Source organism: Caldivirga maquilingensis IC-167 (assembly GCF_000018305.1).
GTDB lineage: Archaea > Thermoproteota > Thermoprotei > Thermoproteales > Thermocladiaceae > Caldivirga > Caldivirga maquilingensis.
In genome coordinates, this window is the sequence record NC_009954.1 from 101516 (window position 1) to 125086 (window position 23571).

General features: G+C 41.6%; 20 protein-coding genes and 1 tRNA gene. 5 read left to right on the forward strand and 16 right to left on the reverse strand.

Translation table 11 applies throughout. The features are described 5' to 3' along the window. Positions 1 to 46: 46 nt before the first annotated feature. The 6 genes from CMAQ_RS00440 to CMAQ_RS00465 all read right to left on the reverse strand — a co-directional run bounded on the left by CMAQ_RS00440 (position 47) and on the right by CMAQ_RS00465 (position 7667). A complete protein-coding gene (locus CMAQ_RS00440) occupies positions 47 to 1213 on the reverse strand; it encodes a GNAT family N-acetyltransferase (RefSeq protein ID WP_012185159.1) in 1167 nt (388 codons plus the stop codon). Between the two features lie 47 nt (positions 1214 to 1260). Further along, positions 1261 to 2943, reverse strand: coding sequence for a thermopsin (locus tag CMAQ_RS00445; RefSeq protein WP_198002080.1), 1683 nt, complete (start codon positions 2941 to 2943; stop codon positions 1261 to 1263). Between the two features lie 38 nt (positions 2944 to 2981). After that, positions 2982 to 3782 (reverse strand): ParA family protein, encoded by an 801-nt coding sequence (locus CMAQ_RS00450; RefSeq protein WP_012185161.1) that lies wholly within the window; start codon positions 3780 to 3782, stop codon positions 2982 to 2984. Next, positions 3779 to 4018 carry a hypothetical protein gene (locus CMAQ_RS00455; RefSeq protein ID WP_012185162.1) on the reverse strand — a complete coding sequence of 80 codons (240 nt, stop codon included), beginning with the start codon at positions 4016 to 4018 and terminating at the stop codon, positions 3779 to 3781. The genes CMAQ_RS00450 and CMAQ_RS00455 overlap by 4 nt, the downstream gene beginning before the upstream one ends. Before the next feature lie 63 nt (positions 4019 to 4081). After that, the gene (tes, locus tag CMAQ_RS00460) at positions 4082 to 5791 is read right to left on the reverse strand and encodes a tetraether lipid synthase Tes (RefSeq protein ID WP_012185163.1); all 1710 of its coding nucleotides are present in this window, start codon (positions 5789 to 5791) and stop codon (positions 4082 to 4084) included. Positions 5792 to 5852: 61 nt separating this feature from the next. Beyond that, a complete protein-coding gene (locus tag CMAQ_RS00465) occupies positions 5853 to 7667 on the reverse strand; it encodes a glycoside hydrolase family 15 protein (RefSeq protein ID WP_012185164.1) in 1815 nt (604 codons plus the stop codon). 283 nt (positions 7668 to 7950) lie between these two features. Between CMAQ_RS00465 and CMAQ_RS00470 the strand changes: the two genes are divergently transcribed. Further along, the gene (locus tag CMAQ_RS00470; RefSeq protein ID WP_338028808.1) at positions 7951 to 8262 is read left to right on the forward strand and encodes a hypothetical protein; all 312 of its coding nucleotides are present in this window, start codon (positions 7951 to 7953) and stop codon (positions 8260 to 8262) included. A gap of 51 nt (positions 8263 to 8313) precedes the next feature. Here CMAQ_RS00470 and argF read toward each other — a convergent pair whose 3' ends face one another. From argF to CMAQ_RS00485, 3 genes are all read right to left on the reverse strand, one after another. Then, on the reverse strand, positions 8314 to 9255 hold the full coding sequence (gene argF, locus CMAQ_RS00475) for an ornithine carbamoyltransferase (protein WP_012185166.1): 942 nt from the start codon (positions 9253 to 9255) through the stop codon (positions 8314 to 8316). A 45-nt stretch (positions 9256 to 9300) separates the two neighbouring features. Continuing rightward, positions 9301 to 10368, reverse strand: coding sequence for a radical SAM/SPASM domain-containing protein (locus CMAQ_RS00480; protein WP_048062564.1), 1068 nt, complete (start codon positions 10366 to 10368; stop codon positions 9301 to 9303). Positions 10369 to 10464: 96 nt separating this feature from the next. Then, positions 10465 to 10821 carry a hypothetical protein gene (locus CMAQ_RS00485; RefSeq protein WP_012185168.1) on the reverse strand — a complete coding sequence of 119 codons (357 nt, stop codon included), beginning with the start codon at positions 10819 to 10821 and terminating at the stop codon, positions 10465 to 10467. A 48-nt stretch (positions 10822 to 10869) separates the two neighbouring features. Here CMAQ_RS00485 and CMAQ_RS00490 point away from each other — a divergent pair, with 48 nt between their 5' ends. Continuing rightward, entirely contained in the window at positions 10870 to 13650 is a 2781-nt protein-coding gene (locus CMAQ_RS00490) for a DEAD/DEAH box helicase (protein WP_012185169.1), read from the forward strand. A gap of 182 nt (positions 13651 to 13832) precedes the next feature. Beyond that, positions 13833 to 14114 (forward strand): ATP cone domain-containing protein, encoded by a 282-nt coding sequence (locus CMAQ_RS00495; protein ID WP_048062565.1) that lies wholly within the window; start codon positions 13833 to 13835, stop codon positions 14112 to 14114. A 29-nt stretch (positions 14115 to 14143) separates the two neighbouring features. Here the strand turns inward: CMAQ_RS00495 and rpsJ are convergent, their stop codons facing one another. Then, entirely contained in the window at positions 14144 to 14455 is a 312-nt protein-coding gene (gene rpsJ, locus CMAQ_RS00500; RefSeq protein ID WP_048062566.1) for a 30S ribosomal protein S10, read from the reverse strand. Between the two features lie 297 nt (positions 14456 to 14752). Here rpsJ and CMAQ_RS00505 point away from each other — a divergent pair, with 297 nt between their 5' ends. Continuing rightward, complete coding sequence (locus CMAQ_RS00505; protein WP_012185172.1) at positions 14753 to 15541, forward strand: class I SAM-dependent methyltransferase; 789 nt, start codon at positions 14753 to 14755, stop codon at positions 15539 to 15541. An 84-nt stretch (positions 15542 to 15625) separates the two neighbouring features. Then, positions 15626 to 15704, forward strand: a tRNA-Arg gene (locus CMAQ_RS00510). Between the two features lie 201 nt (positions 15705 to 15905). On the opposite strand, the gene CMAQ_RS00515 is transcribed toward CMAQ_RS00510, so the two are convergent. The 6 genes from CMAQ_RS00515 to CMAQ_RS00540 form a co-directional block, all read right to left on the reverse strand. After that, positions 15906 to 16379: an aspartyl protease family protein gene (locus CMAQ_RS00515; protein ID WP_012185173.1), complete on the reverse strand. Its 474-nt coding sequence runs from the start codon at positions 16377 to 16379 to the stop codon at positions 15906 to 15908. Further along, positions 16380 to 16658 (reverse strand): hypothetical protein, encoded by a 279-nt coding sequence (locus CMAQ_RS00520; protein WP_012185174.1) that lies wholly within the window; start codon positions 16656 to 16658, stop codon positions 16380 to 16382. A gap of 306 nt (positions 16659 to 16964) precedes the next feature. Further along, on the reverse strand, positions 16965 to 17246 hold the full coding sequence (locus CMAQ_RS00525; RefSeq protein WP_012185175.1) for a hypothetical protein: 282 nt from the start codon (positions 17244 to 17246) through the stop codon (positions 16965 to 16967). An 896-nt stretch (positions 17247 to 18142) separates the two neighbouring features. After that, a complete protein-coding gene (locus CMAQ_RS00530; RefSeq protein ID WP_012185176.1) occupies positions 18143 to 18871 on the reverse strand; it encodes a carotenoid biosynthesis protein in 729 nt (242 codons plus the stop codon). Positions 18872 to 19109: 238 nt separating this feature from the next. Next, a complete protein-coding gene (locus tag CMAQ_RS00535; RefSeq protein ID WP_012185177.1) occupies positions 19110 to 20162 on the reverse strand; it encodes a glycoside hydrolase family 130 protein in 1053 nt (350 codons plus the stop codon). 216 nt (positions 20163 to 20378) lie between these two features. Next, positions 20379 to 23525, reverse strand: coding sequence for an alpha-mannosidase (locus CMAQ_RS00540; protein WP_012185178.1), 3147 nt, complete (start codon positions 23523 to 23525; stop codon positions 20379 to 20381). Positions 23526 to 23571 lie beyond the last annotated feature (46 nt).

Sequence of the window (23571 nt, forward strand, 5' to 3'; positions counted from 1 at the left end):
ATCGCTTAAAAACCCTTCCCTCAATCTAATAATGCCCTATATAGGGTTAAACATAGTTGAGAAGCGGAATGTGAATGGGTATTGGTAGTAACGTAGTCAATGGTTTAAGCCTCTTAGCTACGTAACCCATTGGTCCACCTAAGATTAACCTAACCCCATCCCTTTCACTTAATTCAATGTAATTCCCACTCCCCTCACTTGAAGTAACCTCCACTGAACCACCCCTTACGAATACCGTGGCCTTATCAAGCTCATTGTTGAATCTAAGCCCTAGGGTAACTTCATAATCCTTTAATCCACGTTCCTGAGCCCTACTACTTAACAATGGTTCGAAACTCTTGAGTAATGCATAAACATTATTTATTCTAAATACCCCTTCAGGAAGGGTTACATAGTATGAGGTTACTTTAAGTAATTCCCCAAGTCTAGCCTCATCATATGCATTAACGTGAACCACAGCCTCATTAACTGATGCAGCCTTCATGAACCCACTCACCAACTCCGCCTCACGATTACTTAAGGAAGCCACCTCAACTATATTGGGCCTACTTAAGACTCCCCTTGCCGCACCACTTCCCTGGCTAATTACATAACCATCATCACTAACCCAAATCCTCAATGGTGGTTCACCTAATGATGCTGGATCCAGGCTTTCATAACTCTTATAGCATTCCCACCTTCTCTCAACCCTTATTGGTATTGATTCATAGTGTCTTCTCATTAATGGAACCGCATCATCCCACTTAACTTCACTAACTTCAATGGGCTTAATTCCTGACTTGGATACTGAACGTGAAGTAATGTATAATGCCTGCTTTTGACCAGCAACCTCCCACCCGAAGGCACCGTACCTTTGCCTATCACCCCAAAGCACTGATAATGGTATTCCCTCCTTCTTCATTACATTAATTACATGATTAAGTAAAGCAGACATATAACCCTTCCCCCTCTCCTCGGGTAATGTGGCAACACCCCCAATGCCACCCATTATGATACTGACACCGAAGCTAATGGCCTTCATTTTAAATAAACCAATGTGGGAAACCAATTTACCGTTATCCTCAATAACATAGAATGATGATAAATCCCTACACGCATCACTATAAATATAAGGGTAATGCCTAGGGAAGAAACCACTTGGGAAACCGTAACTCCTTTCAAGTAGTCTCATGAATTCATCCCACTCCTCCTCCTTAACATTCCTAATAATCATTAACCTACAGTAAGCGTACCCGCGGTTTTAAATTAATGCCACATTACCTAATGACGATTACCTTCATCACTTAGGGTAAGCATAATCAATATCATAATCATTAATAATGATAATACAGGAAACACCAGGTACATTACCGTTAAGGTACCTATACTCACTTCATTACCCCACAGTACCTTAATTGTTAATGAACCATTAATTATCAATGTAGCTTCAGGATACTTAACTAGCGTACCATTGTTAAGTAAGTAGCCTCTAAACACCATTAAACCCAAGTACCTTGGTTCCTTAAGTTTAAGCACATACCCCTTAGGATACCAATACACTAACGGCGTCTCATTCCCGCTTAACCCAATTAACTTCACTTCAAATAATTGATTATAAATTACCCTTACCTCAGTTGGCCCATTAACAATAATAGTTACGCTACTTGAATTAATAATACGCGTCTCATTAATCACGAATTCAATGCGTTTAATTACTGATGAATTACCGGTAATTAATCTACCTAGGGTTAGATTAAGCATGTATCCTTTAGGAACCATTATAAATTCCGATCCATTAATTAATGATATGAAGACAGGCACATAGTAGTATAATGGTCCAGGGTATTCGTAGGCGCTGCCAGTAATCTGAACGTTAACACCATTACTCACTAGGGCTGATGCATTAGCTACAGCCTCACCTGTTAATGTACCAATACCCCACGTGTACGGTGCCGGGTAATATGATTCATTAACCCTATGAAGTAACGTGAAGGTTGCATTAACACTTTTAACCACAGCCCATATTCCACACACTGGCCCAGTTAACACTAACTCAGTGTCAATAGGTATACCAAATTCAACGTAACTTGAACCATTAACGATGATGCTTGGTTTACCTGCATTAATCAATGTAACGTTATCAAACCATATTAATGACCCTTGAACACCATAACCGAAGCTTAAGTGAGCTGAATTAACCCCACTAACCATTATGGCTAACGTTAAGTTAAAGGGTGTTTTTAATTCACCTATAACCCTACTGTACGCGTAGTATTGTTGACCATTGAAGTCGCCTATGGATCCCAGACCCATTACATTACTTAAGGTGGCGTTGAGTGATGTTATGTTCCACACATTATCAACAATTGATGCTGCAGTTCCATTAAGTATAACAACATCTTGAACTATATAGTATCCGTCACCGGCCTTTACTATTGAATTCAATTGAATATCAGCATAATCATCACCAGCCTTAACCCCGCAATCACCCCTAACATCAGTTACATTAAGACTCCTAATGAAGGCTACACCCAATACTTCACTTGTTTCATAGGAGTAAGCCAATAATGGTTCACCATAATATAACGCCACACCGTAGTCAGCAACCCCAATTGGGTTATAGGAGTAGAATGCTTCACTGGAACTATTATATTGAAACATGTAGAATAAGTAAACTGAGTAATTATTATGATTAATGAATAATACACGCGACTCACCCTGCTTAATGACTAGTGAAGCACTGCCATTAACCACATGAACCATGTTATGAATCATAACTACTAATGATGAATTAGCCACCATATAGAGCACCCCCGGTCCATTAAGGTAGATTACGTATGATGAATTAGGATTAATTAATAAACCGTACATGGGCATTCCTGAACCAATAGTCATATTAAAGGATACTGGGGTCACGTTAACCAACTGAGGTTGCATTAATGCTGCAATAAATAGCGCCAGCATTATCATTACTAACCATGCTAGGTTGTGTTTAAATTACTTTAATGCTTAGTGGTAAGCGGTAACACGACTTCATTAAAGTATTTAATAATATCCCTTAATGCCGGTGACTCACTTGGCGATAATTTAAGAACCTCAACCTCCATTGCCTGCCTAGTAACGTAAAGTAATTTATCGTAGGCCACAGTGTATGGCTTAATCCCAGTAATCTCCTCAACCACTTTAACCCACTCCTTACCTGTTGTTGGATCCACAGGGTACTTGTAATCAAACATATTCAGTATTGGCGGTAGTATAGTTGCATTGCTCTTAATTCCCTTAATGAAGCCCACTATTGATGATAAGGACTCAATGGAACTATGGTCAACTGTGGTAACTGGTATTACGTACGTTGATTCACTTAATATAGGTTCCAGGAATTGCCTAGTGAAGCCCACTGAGGGTGTATCAATCACCATCATTATTGGCTTCAAGTACTCCATAATAACCCTTATTATGTACCTTAATTTAAATAATGGTAAACCCTCAACTATACTACCTGGCACTGAGAAAACCAGTCTCATCTCCTCATTACCAATAACCCATGATTTAAGGTAAAGCGCGTAAAGCGGGTTATTTATCTTACCTGTTAAGTAATCTGAGAGGGTGTAATTAACCTTAGTTAATGAGCCTAGTAAAACCTTAGACGCCGAGCCATTATCAACACCTAGGTCAAGAAGCACAACCGGGTATGGTGATGAACCCCTAAGTCTATATGCCGCTAATGTAGCCGTATTAACGGCTATAGTAGTCTTACCAGTACCACCCTTAGAACCACTGACGACAGTTATAATAATCGTCAATACTCCTCACCCGGCTTCCTAATACCCCTATTCTTAATGTCATTCGGCCCAGGTTCACTTGGGGTCTTATTACTCTCATTACTCTTACCCTTAGGTGAAATGAAGGCGCTTAACACCAGTATTATTATACCTGCACCATAGACTATTGGGCCAATTATTGCGTAACCCAGCATTGATACTGCGTATCCAATTATATTAAGCACTGCACCAATCATGAGCATTATCCTAGCATCCATAATTAAACATAGGCATCTGGTATTAAAAAATTATCTTTAATAAATCTAGAAGCCGTATGCGTATTAGGCGAAGCCTGTTATGAACTTACCTGGATTCAACTTCAACCAATCCTTAGCATCCATCTTAAGATTCTTCTCAATCCTGTCCCTATGGAAGTTGTTAAGGGTGCAGAACGGTATTATTCTCCCATCAGGCACCGCGTAATGTATGTCGCATCTTTGTATGCGTTGAACATCAAAGTTCATAGTATCCATGAAGTGCATTATACCTATCCCTATTATGTTGAACATGAATTTGCCTAATGCATCGTAACTCTTCTTAACTATCACATCCTGAAGCAGATCCTTCACTGCTTTATGCTTAACGTACTTAAGTAACTTAAGCGTCTTAAGACTACCAATGGCCCTATGGACACCTCCCTTAACTGCCTCATTGTATATCCTCCATATTTCAGCCTCAAATCCATCAACATCAACAAGCTTAGTTATTGGAACAATATCCTTAGCATCCTCATCATAGTATATGAATGTTGATGCACCGCAAACTGGGTTATTCGTAAACAGCGGCTTCGGTGAATTTGTAAGTACTTCAACTAACTTACCTAAGGCCACGGGCCAATTAACCGGCCTCCAATCCCACCTACTTATCTTACCACCGGTCTGCTTCTCAGTCTCAATTATGACGTCGGGTATTGTTATTCTATACTGCCTTAACTCCTCAGGTGAATACTCCTTAGCCCTACCTGAGAATGACACAGGCTGCACATTAACCCATCTAACTACATCCCTGTTCTTAACTGCGAAGTCAAGTATCTTACCAATATCCTTCTCATTATAGTTCTTCGCCATGGTGACCACCAGTACGATGGATCTATGGCCAAGTTTCCTGGCATTATCAATAACCTTCTTCTTTAATTCAGCATAAGCCTTAGGGTCGTATAGCCTATGCCTCCACACACCCTTATTGTTAGGATCAATAGTATCGAACTGAAGGTATATTGTTGATACACCGGCATCAAGCAATGCCTTATAGTAGTTAATGTCATTAGCTATCCTAATACCATTAGTGTTAACCTCAACATGATCAAAGCCAAGCTTCTTAGCCATCCTAACTATCTCCGGTAAATCATTCCTAACCGTTGGTTCACCACCACTTAATTGAAGCGCATTAGGTGCCCACGGTCCCTGACTCCTCAGTATCCTCATCATGCGTTCAATATCGGCTAACGATGGTTCATACACGTAACCAGCTACACCGGCGTTAGCGAAGCATACTGGACACTTCATGTTACACCTATTAGTTACATCAATTATGGATAATACAGTATTAGTCTTATGCACTGGGCATAGGCCGCAGCCGAATGGGCAACCACCAGCTTCCTCATAATACACCACGTCGGTATTGGGGTTAGCAACACCCTTACCTATGTAGTTTGGGTCATCCCATTGCAGGAAGTAGTAGTACATTTCAGCGTCACCCCAGTAGATGTCTAGGAATTGGCCGTGCTCTGGGCAAGTTTTCTTAAGCCAAATTATGTTATTATGCTCATACACAACCATTGGTACTTGCTTATTGCAGACTGGGCAAACTGATGTTGATAACTTAATTATCCTAGATGGTTCAGGTAGGTTGAACTTCTTCTTATACATTGTCTGAAGGTTCTGGTCATTGATCATCCTAGTGAACGTCTTAGGGAGCCTGAAGCGGCTTAGATCGACGAGGGGTTTAGCCGTGGACTCCTCTATGGTTTTCCCGACTACTAGTTCCTGCATTAACTGAATCAAGTTCTGGGTTATTAATAAGCTTTACACACTATTAATACTCTGAGAAGTGTCACTTATTGCTAATGAGTGGTGGCGTTATTTTGTTGAATAAATCATTATTGATTACCTCAGCCATTATGTACATTGCATGCGACCAAGCCAGGGGTATTGCAGAGATGGGTCTTCCTGAATCCTTATCAACCTGCTCAGGGAGCATACCAGTACTAGTACTGTGGGTTAAAGCCCATTTTATTAATTCATTGGCCTTATCAACATTACCAGCCAGTTTATGGTATATTGCAAGCCAAAGGGTTGTTATTATCCATGGGTTACCACCGTAGTACTTATCCTCAGGATTCCTGCCCACGCCACCAACCTTATACTTAAACGTCTTCTCAATGGTTTCAGCATTCATCTTCACCCTGTCATCATTCACGTTAACCATATTGAATGGGAAAACTAAGCCAAGCGTTGCTGAATCGGGTATATTGAATCTTGGTTTAATTATTTTGATGAAGAAACTACCATTCCATGCCTGATTAAGTGTAGTTGAACGAATAACTGAAGCATACCTACCCCACTCCACAGCCCTATTTCTATCACCTATTTCACCGGCTAAGTATGATGCCGATGATAAAGCGGCGTACACTGAGGCATTGGTGTAAGTATGAACACCTAAGTGCTCCTCCCAGGGCCCAACGGTGGGTGTTGTTAAACCATCATCACTTACGTTAGCCGCCAAATACTCAGCAGCCTTCCTAACCATTACCCACGCATTCTTTAGAAACTGCCTATCTAGAGTTAACTTAAAGTGAACGTAGGTTGCAAGCACCACTGAGGCTGTTTCATCTATTTGAAAGGACCATGATGGCGCCTTAAGTCCAGGCTCAGCGTAGTACCTTTGGTAGAAGGCCCCGTTCTCCCCCTGTGACTTAACCACCCAATTAATGAATTTAAAGGCTTCATCATGGTAACCAAGAATATCCAACGCCATAGCTGAGTAAGCCGCATCCCTGGGCCAGCAATACCTGTAATCAGGCCATAATGTTGGTGCCGCTATGAAAGCTCCCTCTGAGTCTTGAAGCATCTTAATTACGTACGCTGAGTGCTTAATCATTTCCTCACTAATAACTCCATTTAACTTAATCTTATTAATCCAACCCTCCCAATGCTCAGCAACGCTATGGCTTAAGATGTAGCAATCCATTGATTTAATCTTGGCTAATTCCCTTAATGCAGCCTCCTCGCTCTTATCTAGGATAAAGTAAATGGTTAATGTCTCATTATCCCTAAGCCTCCACAGTAATGCGAAGTTAACTCCCCTGAAGCCCTCATATATGCTTAGTTTATTCATGTTGAGTCTACCATCGTAGGCGTCAGTGAACGCATCTGAGTCGGCGCCTAATTGACCAATCTGATACTCATTAGGTATCCTATCACCTGAGACCACTAGGGTGAGTCCCCTCTTATAGTCTACTATGGCGCCATACCTCTCATCAAAGTAAGCTGCATCAGCATTGTGGGTTTCCCATAATTGAGGTGAAGTATAGTATATGAAGCTGAATTCACCCGGTATACTGAATTCAAACCTCCTAATAAGTACACTTTCACTATGGAGTACGAAGTCCATTACCTTAACCGAAGCATCCCCACTCTTGAACACGGTCTCCAAGATCCCTGGGGCAGCATACCTCTGTTTAATATCACTCCAATCCGTTAACCAACTGAAGTAGCCCCTCCTATATATTCCAGGTAATGAGGAGTGAATGTTCTGTGGAAATGACTTCGTTGGGTAAAACAAGTACCTTAACTCCCCTCTACCGCCAATAACAGCAAGCATACTATCATTACCTACAATACTCTGCTCATAAACCGTCTCCGTCATTAGTTAACTATTTAGGTGTAAGCTTATTAAATGTTGTATACGTTACGGATTCACGTACGCACTAACTATGGGTAATTCCCATGCATCATTCAATGAATTAGAATGATTAAGGCATCATCACTCCTCATTGAGCTAAAAGTTTATTAAGCTGCGTGTGTAAAATATTTAGTAGAGGTGGTGGAGTATTGTAATATATGTATCGCCAGATGCTAAATCTGCGGAGCAGACAACACCGCAGATGGAGCTTAAGAAGCTTATGCTTAGTGAGCTTATAGATGGAGAAATGATTGTTGGAGCAGCCATAATAGACTCTAATAATATTCCAATAATACATCATTTACCAACAACATTAACATTAAAATCCCTTAGAAACGTCATGAGCCTCCTAGAGATTGCTCAAAGATCTCGAAAGCTTTCCGATGATCTCCTTGGTCCCTTCAACTATATCCTCATAAAATACGCTAATTTTAAAATCGCCTTCTTCAACATGACTGATAAGGGTTGGTTAATAGTTTTCGTGAACCCTGTTTGGCATGTTGAGAATGCCATGCCTAAGATTAGGCAGTTCATGGTTAAAGCATATAAGTTAATATAGTGTTTTAAATCTTAAGAATTAATCGCATTCCCTTATTTAAATCAGTTTACCTTACCTAATCAATGCAGCTAATATGGCCTTAGCCGTGTGAAGCCTATTCTCAGCCTGCTGCCACACAACACTTTTAGATGAGTCAATTACATCATCAGTGACCTCAAGACCCCTATGGGCTGGTAGACAATGCATGAATACTGCGTTCTCCCCTGCAATATTCATTAAACCTTGGTTTACTTGATATGGTTTAAGCAGCTTCATTCTCTCCTCAGCCTCCTTCTCCATACCCATTGATACCCATACATCAGTGTACACTGCATCAACACCCTTAACCCCCTCCTCAATGGTTTCCGTAACAGTGAGTACTGCACCTGTTCTTTTACCTAAATCCTCAGCATCCTCAATGTACCTTCTACTTGGCCAGTACCTCTTAGGGGATACTATCCTAATATCCCATCCTAACCTGGCTCCTATTGCAATTAGGCTATGGGCCATGTTATTATCCCCATCACCTACGAAGGCTAATTTAATGCCATTAACCTTACCTTTAACCTCCCATAACGTTAACGCATCCGCAAGCACCTGGGTTGGGTGGCATTCATCACTTAGGGCATTCACAACAGGTACTTGGGAGTGCTGGGTGAGTTTGATTAATGTTGAGTGGTTGAAGACCCTGGCTACTATACCGTCAACAATCCTTGAAACAACCCTAGCAGTATCCTCAACAGTCTCCCCCCTACCTAACTGAAGCTCCTGGGGATTACTGTAAATAGTCTTCATGCCGAGTTGCCAAGCAGCAGTTTCAAAACTAATCCTTGTCCTTGTACTAGGCTTCTCAAATACCATGAGTAGCGTCTTACCCTGGTGGACACCAATGTACCTTTCACCCAAGTAATACCTCTCCTTCATATTTTTAGACAGATTAAGCAGCATTAATACCTCCTGTGGAGTGTAGTCAAGCCAACTGAGTAGGCTCCTACCCCTTAATTGATTCAACATGCTTTATTAAATCCACCCACACTATTAAGTATTATTCCTTAACGCCTACGGTATGACTTCAGTGGAGTCCAGGATTGGGTCATAGTATAGGTCGCTTAATTTAACCACACCCTTATTCACTAATTCCTTAACCTCAGGCCCAATCTCAAGTATGGTTCTTATAGTCTCCTTAGTAACGTAATCAACAGTCAATACACCATCTAAACCCCAATACTCCTCACCCTCCTTAATGGCGTATAGGCACCTACCACCACAGTACTGCCTATACTCGCATGTCTTACACATTTCAGGTAACTGAGACTCAATATCAATTAAATTGAAGCCAACGTTAACATTACCTAATACTGCCCAATTCTCATGAACAGCAATTGGACATGATAAAATCCTGCCATCAGTGGAGATGGCGATTGATCTATACCCTGCACCACAGGGTGGTCCCCTGTATGGTTTATGTAAGTATGCTGTTAAAACCCCAAGTATGGGCACTATGCCAATGACCCTACCTTCCCTTAGGTTACTTAGAAATAATTCAACAAGCTTCCTCACCCCAGGTAGGTAATTTGACTTAGCCCACGTTAATACATCCCACTTACCATCCCATATAACGTCCAGTTGCCAGTGAACCAGGTTGAAGCCGATATTAAGTAAATGCGTTACATCAATATATATGTCCGTTAACCGTGTCACAGCCATTCTAGCTATTAACCTATTAACCCCAATAGACTTAAGCCTCATTAAGGCCTTAATCACACGATCATATGCACCAAAGCCTCTATGGGCATCAGTAACCTCTCTCCTACCATCTATTGATAAGAGAACAACACTCATTCTCCTCCAGTACTCATTGGGCAGTAATTCAGTTAATGTTCCATTAGTTTGAATCCCCCATCTACTAGCCTTAACATTATCCATCATCCACATTATGAAGCGTGGATTAAGCAGCGGTTCCCCGCCATAGAATATTACTGTGGCATTATTATCCTTCTCAATTAACTCCTTCAACTTAACTGGATTATAATTAATCCTCCAAGGCACCACCTTTGGGTTAAAGGAACCACCGCAGTAACTGCACCTTAAGTTGCATGCACCTGTGGTGAATACTAGCCAAAGCATCATCGGCGGAGCACATTAGTGTATATAAATCTTAATGAGGCTGTATTAAATTAAGTGAAATAATTAATAATGCATTATTCCCATTACCGAAATTAATCATGAATGCTGCTCAATCATTTCCAGTAATTCCTTATCCATGTATTGCCTCATCACATTCAATACAATCAATGATAATTCATCATCATTAACCTCCCCATTCAATATCACCCTCACGCTTATTAATTCCCTTAACCCATCATGCTCATGACCAATCATCTCAACCACATGATTACCCATGTTAACCCTACTATACACTAGGGAGCCAGCCCAACCCAACTCAATTCTCTCTCCTGATGCAGGGTATTGGGGGGAGTAGATGTCTAGGGAAATTACGTTATCCACAATTCTACCAACCTCAATCCCATTAACAACTATGACCCTCCCCCACTCCTCGCTCTTAAACTCAACCTTCACGTTTAACCTAGGTTGAGTAGGTTTTTTAAGGGATATTGAGTTAACCTCATGGTGGTTAATTCATTCGAATTACTGCATCCTAAGGTTAAGGAGGCTGTTAAGGAATTGGGTTATGAGAAGCCCACTAAGGTTCAGGAGTTAGCCATACCCATAGTTTTAACAGGTGAACATACGTTAATATCATCACCCACTGGTACAGGGAAGACTGAGGCGGCGCTACTGCCTGTCTTATCAATGATGCTTAACTCCGGGGTGAGGGAGGGGATAAGGATTCTCTACATTACGCCGGCTAAGTCGCTTAATAGGGATTTAGAGCAGAGGATACGTAGGCTAAGTAGCTTACTTGGCTTAACCATAGCTGTAAGGCATGGAGACACCACAAGCAGTGAGAGGAGTAGGCAGAGGAGGAATCCGCCTCAAATACTCATAACAACACCTGAAACACTCCAGATACTATTGGTTTCACCAGTAATGAGGAATTGGCTTAGGGGTGTTGGCTGGGTCATAATTGATGAGGTTCATGAACTCCTCGGTAGCAAGAGGGGGGTTCAATTAGCCGTTGGCCTTGAGAGACTGGTGGAGCTGGCTGGTGAGTTTCAGAGGATTGCACTATCAGCAACAATAGGTGACCTGGAGCTTGCATCATCATTAGTGGGTGGGGTTGGGAGGGGGGTGAGGATTGTTAATGTTAATGATGTTTCAAGAACCATGGAGTTAACAATACATTACCTAAGGCCCGATAGTGATATTGAGGAGGCAGCAAGGAGAATCAGTGAGGTAGTTAATAGGTATGGGGGCTCGGTACTCCTCTTCACTAACACTAGGGATATGGCTGAGCTGCTGGGTACTGAATTGAAGAAGGTCATTAACGGTGTGGAGGTTTACCATGGATCCCTAAGCAGGGAGAGGAGGGAGACCGTGGAGGAGGGGCTTAGGAATGGTGAGGTTAAGGTTGTTGTATCCACATCAAGTCTTGAATTAGGCATAGACATAGGTAGTATTGAGGCAGTAATCCAGTACATGAGTCCTAAGCAGAGTGATAGGTTAATTCAGAGGGTTGGGAGGAGTGGGCATGAGGTTGGTGGGGTTGCTAAGGGCCATGTATTCACTGTAACGCCTGATGATTACCTTGAGTCACTGGTACTGGCTAGAAGGGCTATTGAGGGTGAACTTGAGGGTGATTACCCATACCACGCGGGGGCAATGGATGTGCTGCTTCATCAATTAGCAGGCATAATACTAGACCACGGGGGCTCAGTTACGGTGAATGATGCGTATAGGATCATTAAGAGGGCACACCCCTACTCCTCGCTACAGTTAAGTGACTTAATGAGGCTTATTGAATTCTCCTCAAGGGAATTGAAGCTAATAGGTAATTACGATGGTGTCTTAAGGAATAGGAGGGGGTTGAGGATTTACTACCTCCAGAATGTGTCAATGATACCTGATGAAAGGAGGTTTAAGGCTGTTAACTACATGGATAAGTCAACCATAGGTGAACTTGATGAAGACTTCGCATTAACACTGGAGCAGAATAAGGTAATAGTACTAGCTGGTAGATTATGGAGGGTTTTAACCATTGATAAGGATGAGGGGGTTATTACACTGGATGAATTGAGGAGCGGTGAAGGTGAGTTACCTGAGTGGATTGGTGATGAAATACCAGTATCCTATGAGGTTGCCCAGGAGGTTTGCAGGTTGAGGAGGAGATTACTGGCAGGTGGTTCCTTAAGCAGCTTCAATAGGATTAAGTTAATGAACATTAATGAACTCCTTGAGGATGTTAGGGAATTATCAAGTGACTTAAGGGGTAAGTACCCTGATGTTAATGAAACGTTAATCGAGTACTCAAGTAACTTAATAGTGATTCACTCCTGCCTAGGCACTAAGGGTAATGAGGCACTTGGCCTTTATTTAACAGGATACTTAACTGGCAGGCTTGCCCTCTCAATATCATATGTTAGGGATCCCTATAGGGTTATTATAAAAACCCCTAGGCCAATTAACCCGGAGATTATAAGGAGGGCGCTTCAGGAGGATGTTGATACTGTTGAGGAGACCTTGAGGAATGTTATTAAGAATAGTAACCTTTATAGGTATAGGTTTATTCACGTTGCCAGGAGAATGGGGGTATTACCTAAGGGTACTATTGATGTCAATGTTGATAGGTTAACTAAAGTCTATAATGAGTCTGTACTGGATAATGAGGTAATTAATGAGATTGAGGTGGATAAGCTTGACTTAGATGCATTGAGACGCTTCATAAACGGTATTAAGGATGGGGTAATTAAGCTAAACTTCCTAGCTAGGAAGCCCTCTAAACTAGCCCTAATGGTAATGGGTGGCTTAGGCACTAGGTCGATTATAACTGATGAAGTACCCAGGAACATAATCATTGATTCAGTTAAGAAGAGGATCATGAATAAGGAAGTAACCCTCCTATGCTTAAGGTGCGGATGGCATTTAACAGGCAAGGTGAGTAACATAATTAATATGGAACTTAAGTGCCCAAAATGCGGCATGAAGACCCTAACCATGTTGAAGCACAGGGATGAGGATATTAATAAGGCCATTAAGCTAATAACAAGAGCCAGGAGGGGGTTACAGCTTACTACTGATGAGGAGGAGTACCTTAGTGAACTCAGGGAGAGGGCTAGGGTAATAATGGATCATGGCTACAGGGGTTTAATAGCACTCTCAGCCTACGGTGTTGGTACAGCCACTGTTAAGAGGATTCTAAGTAATATCACTAATGATGATGAATTATTCTTAAACATACTTGAGGCGGAGAGGGAGTATGTGAGGACGAAGGCATTCTGGGCTGATTAATAGCCTTAATAAATTACGGGTGTCTTAACCCACAGTTACTTAACGCCATCCTCAGTCCAAAACCGGCATGATTTACTATTCCTGTAAGAATATGTGAATACTTTAAATAATTATGTTGTGCATCTTCAATTATTACGCTATTATGGAGAAATATTTATATCCGAATAATGCTTAACAGTATTATGGTAACTACAGTGGTTAAAAGAGATGGTACTGAGGAACCCTTCATAGTGGAGAAGATTGTTGTTAGCATACTTAAAACTGGGGCTCCCTTGGATAAGGCTAGGGAAATAGCTAAACGGATTGAGTGTAATTTCATTAATGTTGATAAAGTATCAGCCAAGGATTTAACAAAGGCCATACTAACGGAGTTAAGAAAGGCTAATGAGGAGTGGTATAGGAATTGGATTGTTTTCGATAGGGCTGTTAAAAGGAGGGCAACTGAGAAGGAGATTGAGACCTAGGCGTTTAGGGCATTTAATTTAAATTTAAATTAACCTATTAACTCAATCTCAACCTTAACATCCTCAGGTATTCTAAGCCTCATTAACTGCCTAAGGGCCCTCTCATCAGCATCCATGTCCACAACCCTCTTATGTATCCTCATTTCCCAATGATCATAAGTATGGTAACCTTGACCACTTGGAGCCCTCCTCACAGTTACCATAAGCCGCCTAGTGGGTAATGGTATTGGTCCCCTAACTTTAATCCCAAGCTTCTTAGCTATCCCAGTAATATCCCTAGCTAATCCATCAACCGAATCAGTGTTAGTCCCCCAAATCCTAATTCTCACAATCCTAGGCACAGGCCACTGATAGGAAACCCCTTTAAAACATTTCTGAACACTAAGACATGACACCTACAACATGAGGCATAGCCTATTTTAACTCATCAATAATATTAAACTATTTAACTGTGTTCACGACTCAGCTTTAGGTGCATTATATTAATTACCTTTAATGAGAATACGTAAGCAATGTGAAGCAATAATGGGGTTAAAGTAATTTAAACACACGTAAAGTTAACTAAGACACCTTGAACAATTGTAATAGGAATACATCATAGGGAATAAAATTAATTAAACTTAAACAAGCTTAAACCAGTGGAGTGGGTTAAGGAATTCTTCATAAGGAACGCTGAACTTTACGTAAGGGTATTAAGCAGTGAAGCAATGTTAAGGGAAGGTGAGGATACTGCAGTTAAGCTTAGTGATTATTTAAGTAGAAGGGGGTTAAGGAACTGCAAGATACTGGATGTTGGAAGCGGAGTAGGGAGAGTGGCTATACCTCTAGCTAAGTTAGGCTTTAAAGTAATAGGTATAGATATATCACAAGACTTCATTAATGAAGCCATTAAGAGAGCCACCAGGGAGGGGGTTAATGATAATGTGGTTTTCCTACTGGGAGATGCCAGGGAATTAAGCAGTGTTATTAGGCATTACGCCCCCTTTAACGTTACCTTATTCATGTTCACAACAGTAATAGGTTACTATGATTATGAAACGGACCTCTCAATACTTAGGCAAGTACACGATGTTTCAGGGCCTGGTTCATTATTAATAATTGATACTGTTGATAAGGAGTATTACATTAATAATGCCGGTAAAAGCATTGTTAATGAGATTGGAGACCACTTAATCATACAAAGATTTAAACTAGATCAAGAATTAAAGAATGTTAAAGTATATTGGAGCTACTACATTAGGGACAAGGACAAGTACACCCTCAAACTCATCACTAATACTCAATTATCACTAAGAATATATTCAATAAGTGAGTTAAGGGAATTAGCCTCAAGAGCAGGCTGGAACCTTATTGAGGCGTACTCAGATATAGGTGAAACACCATATAAACCAGGGGGCAGGCTCCTCGCAGTATTCGCCTATGCTTAAGGTATTATTAATCACGTGAACATTAGTAAACTAGCTAATGAGGGAAAATATTCATAAACCCCCACGCAAGCAAAGCCCAGTAGGGGGCCCGTAGCTCAGCATGGATTAGAGCGGCGGCCTCCTAAGCCGTAGGTCGTGGGTTCAAATCCCACCGGGCCCGCCAGTTTTGTTCAGTTTTCCTTGTTTAATTCTAGTTACGAATCAATGACCTATGGCTTGTCGTGGAGTATTGTTCCGAGGAAGTGATGCGGATTGTTCCATAAACATGGCCTTCAGCATGCAAATACCCATGCAGTACCTAGGTTGATTCCACGCGAGGAGCCACGTGCATGGAGCATCTCCCTACGTTGAATTGATGAGTGATTTAGTAAGTTACCGTTATTTGACCTGTCACTCCATCATATATTAAGATGACGTTACGTAGTATGTCACGGCCAATCAACGCCTTATACTGCTGCGTTGACAGGTCAACCGAGGCGATGGTCATGTTATCGAGTATAATTCTAGCCCTCGGATCTGGTACATTCGAGAATAATACAAGCTTAACTAAATATATGGGTACAGCAACCGTACCACCTGCAGTGGCTAGGTTAATCGTACCATACGGTGGATAGCCAAGTTGATTCAACACACTCCTATCTATAGCAGTTATTAAGGCTCCAGTATCAATTAATGCGGGTACAGTCTTTGCGCCATTAAGGATTATGCCCCTACTTTGGGCGAAGCTCCAAATAACACTTGCTGGTTCAACGTCTATGGTTATTACGGGCCCGTTCATTCTAAGTGCATCAGCAGGCGATGTATTCTGTGCTGCATAATTAATCCTTACTATGGGCATTCACGACACTTGAGCAGAATCAAGGCCTAGCGCATGCGTTGGCGAGAAATACTCCGCCCTCTCCTCCTTAACTTTCTGAATTATGAACATGCCATTAATGCCGTATTTCTCAAGAGCATACTTATAAGCCTCCTCGATACTCTCAAAAATACCCTGCACCTCACCATCCTTAATAACCACGTACTTATCCCTGTACTTAACCAATAACTCAGGTAACTTAGCCTTAAACGCTTCATACTCCTTAATCATCCAATCAGATGCGCTAACGAGAAAAGTCATATTCGCTTAAATTTCAAAACAATTTAAAAAGCTTTTCTTCGAAAACATCCTTATAATTTCATGGTAATCATAGTGCGTCCTCGAATTGACTCCTTATGTTTCAGGCTCCAGCAAATGCTTAATCAATACTCCACAATCCTAGACAATGCATTGTAGGATTATGGAATTTACATGATTCGTAAGGCTCGAATTGTCTATCTAGGTGCTCCTTAACGTAAATACCAACGTTTAATTCACCTCCGCTAACTCTTTCCCCACATCCCTAAAGAATTCATTTACTTCCCTGGCAACCTCGGGTGAGAATGCCTAATCATACTCATCACTCTTAGATAGGTTACTCACATTGAACCTAATGAGTACCTTCCTCTCCCAGAATAATTCAATAACAGCTTTAGAACCTTCCTGTACTAGTTTCAATAGAATGGTAAACCTACCGCCCCCCATCATTGACTCTAATACCGTGTAGCCAAGTATCTTCAGAATCATCGCGTATATCATTAACTGAACAAATAACTTCATTAAATCCCCAATACTTCTTAAAACCTCTTCACCATATAGGAGCTCCATATTCCTCCCCCAAAGTGACATGTACACTCCTACCCTACTGGAGGAGTCCTCAACTATTTCGATAAGCTTACCCTCCCACTTACTTACAATGTTTCCAACCTTAGTGAGTACAGTCTCTGGTCTTGGTTGTACAGAAGCTATGCTGAGCTACATATACATACACGATCAAGGTACGATTCAAATCCTATTCTCCCTTGAAGGGATTAGGGTATTCCTTATAATATTGTTCACTAGGCATATCTATAAGTAGCCCAAGCCTAAACCCAAAGTTCTTCATATAATCTAGAAGCTGCTCTCTACCATCACTTCTCATACCAGGAGCTTTCGCTTCAATTAAGACCTTCCTATACTAGTAGTCAACAAATAATCTATAACCCTCAGCTGTAACCTCTCATGCTTAACCTCCGAACCATTAATCCCGGCTAATACACTATTAATAAATCCCTAACATAGTATTCAGGTTTTTGATAGAGACTCACCCTAACCCACCACTACTCCCAGAGTACCTCTCTTACTAATCTCCACTCTCCTAATAAGATCCCCCAACTAGACTCATCCCTTAAAACCCACCCTATCATATCTGTAATGTATAGACTCAGTACTCTAAGGAATCTCTGCCAGGTAAAGTTAGCTGATGGTGAGCCGGTGTATGTGACCTTGGTTAACATTAGCATAAACCCTCTTTTATCTAGGCTCTTGGCCGGTTAGTCATGAGGGAAAAATGGCTTTCACTGGGAGTTACCTCAGTTATTGATACCTCCAGGTTCTTTGTACGTAATTGTTTAGATCCAGGTTAATTATAAGAATGAGTAGATGACCTGTGGGCTTTACTGCATGTATGGAGACCTAAGGTTGATCAGCAAATACTTGAACGCAGTGGTGAATCCTCCATTACTAGCTGGTGTTGCCCATTGTACCTATCCACATCTACGTAGTCTCAGTATCACCATGGTGTTGAATATGATAAGTAATACAGTTGAGATCAAGGCCACAGGCATTAACCCGTAGAATGCATCAGTGATCGCCCAGTCTATGTCGTATAGGTCGTAGAACAGTAGGGCGATTATAGATGGCTTATAACCCCATACCCTCATTACACGGGCGTAGATTAGGTAGAATGTTATTGATACCACGAACCACCCAAGGAAGTTGATTAATGGTACCCCAAAGAACTGACCCCTAGTTACCCAGTGCCATAGACCAATGGGTCCTGAAAGCAGTGGATCGAAGGTTACGTCAAGGACCACCATACCCAATGCAGACAGTACATAATCACCGTATGCAATCAGCGTGAAGTAGCCCAGGGACGACCAAAGCAATGGTATCAGTATGGGTACTCCATAGACCTTGGGCCCAAGACCCTGGGTGTAGTAATACTTGCCGAAGGGTATTCCGTAGTTGACGCCCAGTAACTCAAAGGCCATGGATACAAGGAATGTAATCACTAAAAATGTAAAGGCCCTTCTAGCCTCCATATTCATTATTGAATGTGCTAGGTAGATAATTATTAAGTAGAGGGGGGATGCTATGAAACCCACAACTAAGCCTACAACACCACTCATTTGCACCGTGTTACCAATGATTAGGCAGGGTATGTATAGGTAGGCCAGGATCCATACCACGATTAGTATCCTGGACTTAACCATGATCCTGCCTTATTCACATGGCTTATAAGCATTTAATCCTATGCTTTATCAATGAGTATCATGTTTAACTATCATTAGGTAAACCATGGCGAATAATTAAGGTAACCTACTATGATTAGTAGATAAAAGCCTATTACCCACATGCTAAGGCAATACATCATCAACTATCTCCCCCTTATAGCCCCTTTCTTGGAGTAATTTCCAACCTACTGTTGAAGTCACTTAATTATGCTGTCACCTAGCCCTTTAGCCACGTGAGTTTGCTTAATGCCTTATCTAACTCCACTGTGTAAACACCAATTGCATAGTCGCTTACGCCTCCAATCCATATTAATGAATCTTCATGTATTATTAAGCCATCCCCGAATATTACCCTTGGCCTATCCCCATACTCCTCCTCAATGCCTGTTGGCTCCAGTAGGTAGTTGCTTATGGCTAATAATTCACCATCACTGTTCACTAATGCTAACCCATTCCTATACGAGTAATCACTCCTGGATACTCCATGCCAGCCCACAAGGTACTCATTCGATGATAATTTAACGGCGTTTGTTGACCAACCAACCTTGAATTCGAAATCCTCAAACCAAAGTACCGGCCTCATTGAATCCATGTTTAACGTTAATTCACTTAAATTAGCCTCACCGCTCCATCCAATTTCTAAACCACCTATGTTAGGTCTAATGAGCATTGATACCTTATTACCCTTAACCTCAATGAAGGCTGAATCCTTCCACCAATCCGGGACATAAGATTCACCGTTAGCGGCCTTAATGGTGAAGAATCCCCTCCTAACAACGTTAAATTCATTGTCCATAACCGCTAAAGCTTGAACAGCCCTAGGCCTTAACTCACCGCCACTGTAATAATACCCCCATCCAGTGTACAGTATTAAGTACTCATCACCATGCTTAATGATGCGTGGATCCTCACAACCCCTAAACTCCCAAAGCTCCCTAGGCCACATTATTAACCTAGCATTAACAGGTTTATTAACACGACCATTAACAACATCCCGTATACTTAATTCAATTAAACCTATACTTGAAACATAATTCAGGTAATCGAATATGATTCTAGGGAAGATTAGTAAGGTATCATTATTTAAAACAGCCGCTGGGTTAAATACCTCAACAGGCTTACGTGGGTAATTAGTAACATTAACATCACTAGGCATTATTAAGGTGATTCTCTTAAATATGGGCTCCGCAATACTCCTCCTAAACCCCTTATGTACGTTGATAAAATTAACCGCTAATTCACGTAACCTACCAATAATAGTATTCTCCATAAAGCTTAAGGAAGACTAAGTATTTAAGTTTAAACATACATTGCCATAATGTTTATAGCTTCATTAATTCAATTAATCACATAATTCCGAATCTCAATGATTAATACTATTGGTGACTTTCACTGAGCTCTATCTTCACGTAATCCTCATGGGTTAATAATAAATTAACTCACATCCCCACTAGCTAAACACGGGCTGTTAAGTTACTTAAACCCGTTAGCTTCCTGCATCATATTTAATTCTAATTGTTTTAATTTCAAATGGCTTTAATAATATGTTATTGAGTCCACTTAATGTTCCTACCTCATTCTTCTCAATAATGTCGGTTTCAGTAACTCCCTTCACCTTAACACCGTTAATGCCTATGCTCACATTAACCTGCCTCTCATATGGATTATAGAGCCTCAGTATTAGCTCATTCATTGAGTCCTCAGCAACCTTAAGCGCAGTTAACATTGCCTCAGGTGGGTTAACGTGCATGAAGCTCCATTGGCCTACTCCCTGGTTCCGTGACTCACCAGTGATTATCACGTACTTTAAACCATGGGTAATCTCGTAGGTTACCCTAGGTACCTCAGCGTCCTGGTAATTACCTAAATGCGGGTAAAGGTATATGCTTGTCTCCATTTCACCCACATCACTCCATGGGTTTGGGAAGGTTGGTGACCTTAGTAGACTTAACCCAATCCTGCCACCGCTCACACTGTAGCCATGTCTTGATGGTGCTATTACGGCTAGGCCCTTCACGTTATCTGAAACATCAACCCACCTGAGGGCTGGAACCTCAATCTTCCCCTCCCTTAATTGAACCTGCGGATTAGTCGACCTGCGCAGTGACCCGAAGGGTATGTCGAAGACCGCCTCCTCGGCATTAATTACTGTGTTAATCCAGGTCTTCACCAGTATGCCCTTATCCAACCAATTAATACTGTACTTAACCTCAACAACCGGTGAACCCTTCCTTAAACACACCTCCTGGGTTATCCTCGACTTATTAAACTCCTTAATACTACTCACACATGATATTAATGGACCAGTGATGGTTAATGACGGCTCCGACACGGTGCTTAACTCATAGCCCTCGTTCAATGAGTCTAGTGAGAAGCGCCATGCATCTGAAATAAGAGGCCTCTCAACATGGGCCATTAATTTAATGGGCTCCTTCAATACGTTGACGCCACTCTTCTTAATGATCAATGAATCCGCATCACCCTTATTATTTAAATTAACCTTAACGTATTCATTCTCAAGGGAGAAGCCGTCACCAGTCCTGGTGACTAAAACCCCATTACTCGGGTTTATGCACTTACCGTTTACTCCATATGCACTAAACCCCATTGCTGGTGTATTCACGTACACGAACCTGTCTTCACCATTATCCTGGCACTCCAGGTTGACTTCAATGCTCCTCGGTATTTTAATAACCCCGCTTCTACCCCATGGGAGTGGGTTAAACACGATTAATGAATCCCCTAAACCCAATTTCCTCCCCACCGCCGAAACGGCTTCACTCATTAATTCACTGCTCCTTAGTAATAAGTTCCTTAACTCACTGTACGCTTCATCGTAAACCTCCTTGATTGCTGAGCCTGGTACTATGTCGTGGAATTGATTGAATAGTAGTCTCATCCACAGTTCATTGATTTCACTTAAACCATGGTCACCTGCACCCACTGCATACGCCATTGTTACTGATGCCTCAGCATCAGTGAGCTGTGCCTCTGATTTAGCTACTAATTCCTTAATCGGTAGGTTGGTGGTGTATGTTCCTATGAAGTTCTCTACGTGTATTTCACCACTCCATTTAGGTAACTTATCCTTAACACTGCTTAATGCAGCCACGTAATCATCCTCCCTGAATTCAATAACCCTTGGGACGCTTGGTAGCTCATTGATTAATTCCCTGTACTCAATCATCTCCCTAGTGGGTCCACCGCCACCGTCACCGTAGCCGTAGGGGTATATTAACTGGGGTAGTGTATCCTTACCCCTGTACATTGACCATGCCTGGTAGGCGTTAAGTGGGGTGTGGGCATTATTGTAGTTAACTAGGATTACCTGCGTGGGTATTTCTGAACCATCGATACCAATCCAGGTGAAGGCGTGGAGTGGGAATTCTGTTAAGGAGTGGGTTATTATTCTCCATGATGAGAAGACCTCTATACCGCTCTTCCTCATTATTTGAGGTAGATTCGCCGAGAAGCCGAAGGTGTCCGGTAACCAACCCACCTTAGCCATTCTCCCGAATCTGCTTAGGAAGTATCTTTGACCGTATAGGAATTGCCTAGCTAGGGATTCACCATCAATAATATTAGCATCACTCTCAATCCACATTCCACCCGCAATAATCCATTTACCTGATTCAATAAGCTTCTTAACCTCATTGAAGAGACCGGGGTCATTATCCTCAACCCACTTATAGTACTGGGCTGAGCTTTGAAGGAAGCTAATACCATACTCCTTAATTAGGTTAACCATTGTTGAGAACGTCCTAATAACCTTCCTAATAGTCTCACCCCTAGGCCACAGCCACGCTGCATCAATGTGACTATGCCCAACAGCAACCAGTAAACCCTCCTTAGGGTACTTTTCACTCAACTTAATTAACCCTGAATTTAACTTATCCTCAATTTCATGGATTGGTATTGAATCGGGGTCTATGGTTTTAGGTATGTCGCTTAGAAAACCCTTAACAACCCCTAGTCCATGTAACCCAACACCCATTACATAGCTACCATCAGGTCTCCTGAGGTCCATTCTATTGAAGAATTGAGAGTACGGTGAGTCGTAAAGCATCATTAGGGTTAAGGTGACTTGACTCAACGTTGGGTTAACCCTAATCCCCTTAGTCACGTTAATTAGTAATTCCTCAAGGTCAACTCTAAGCGGGTTATCCTTAGGTAAATGCTCAATGAAGTCTATGAGTGCCAGTAACCTTAATCCAAGCCTCATAATACTCCAATTAACCTCAATTAAGTAAGCGTAATCAAACCTGAAGTCCCAGGTATGCTGACCGAAGAGCGCCCTCGGTGTGGCGTTAACCTCAATAACGTTAACCCCAGGGTTAACTGGGAAGTAGGTGTGGGCCTCATCGTAACCCCAGGCCTCATTATTAATTCTAATCAGTGCATTACCGGTGAGTAGAATCTTAATGAACCACCTATGCTTGGTTTCAGGTACAGTAACCCTTGTCCTAAACATGAGGTTATCATTAGGCCCTGCACCGGTCCTGTACGGTAAATTAACGTTAACCCCATTATTCAGTAATTCCCAGTCATTAATTGAAGCATACCTACCCACTGAGGATGCCATTAACTCGAAGGCTAAGCCCTCAACACCCCCTAAATCAACTTCACGACTCATTTAAAACACTACCATTACTATTAATCCTTAACTTTTAACAATTACG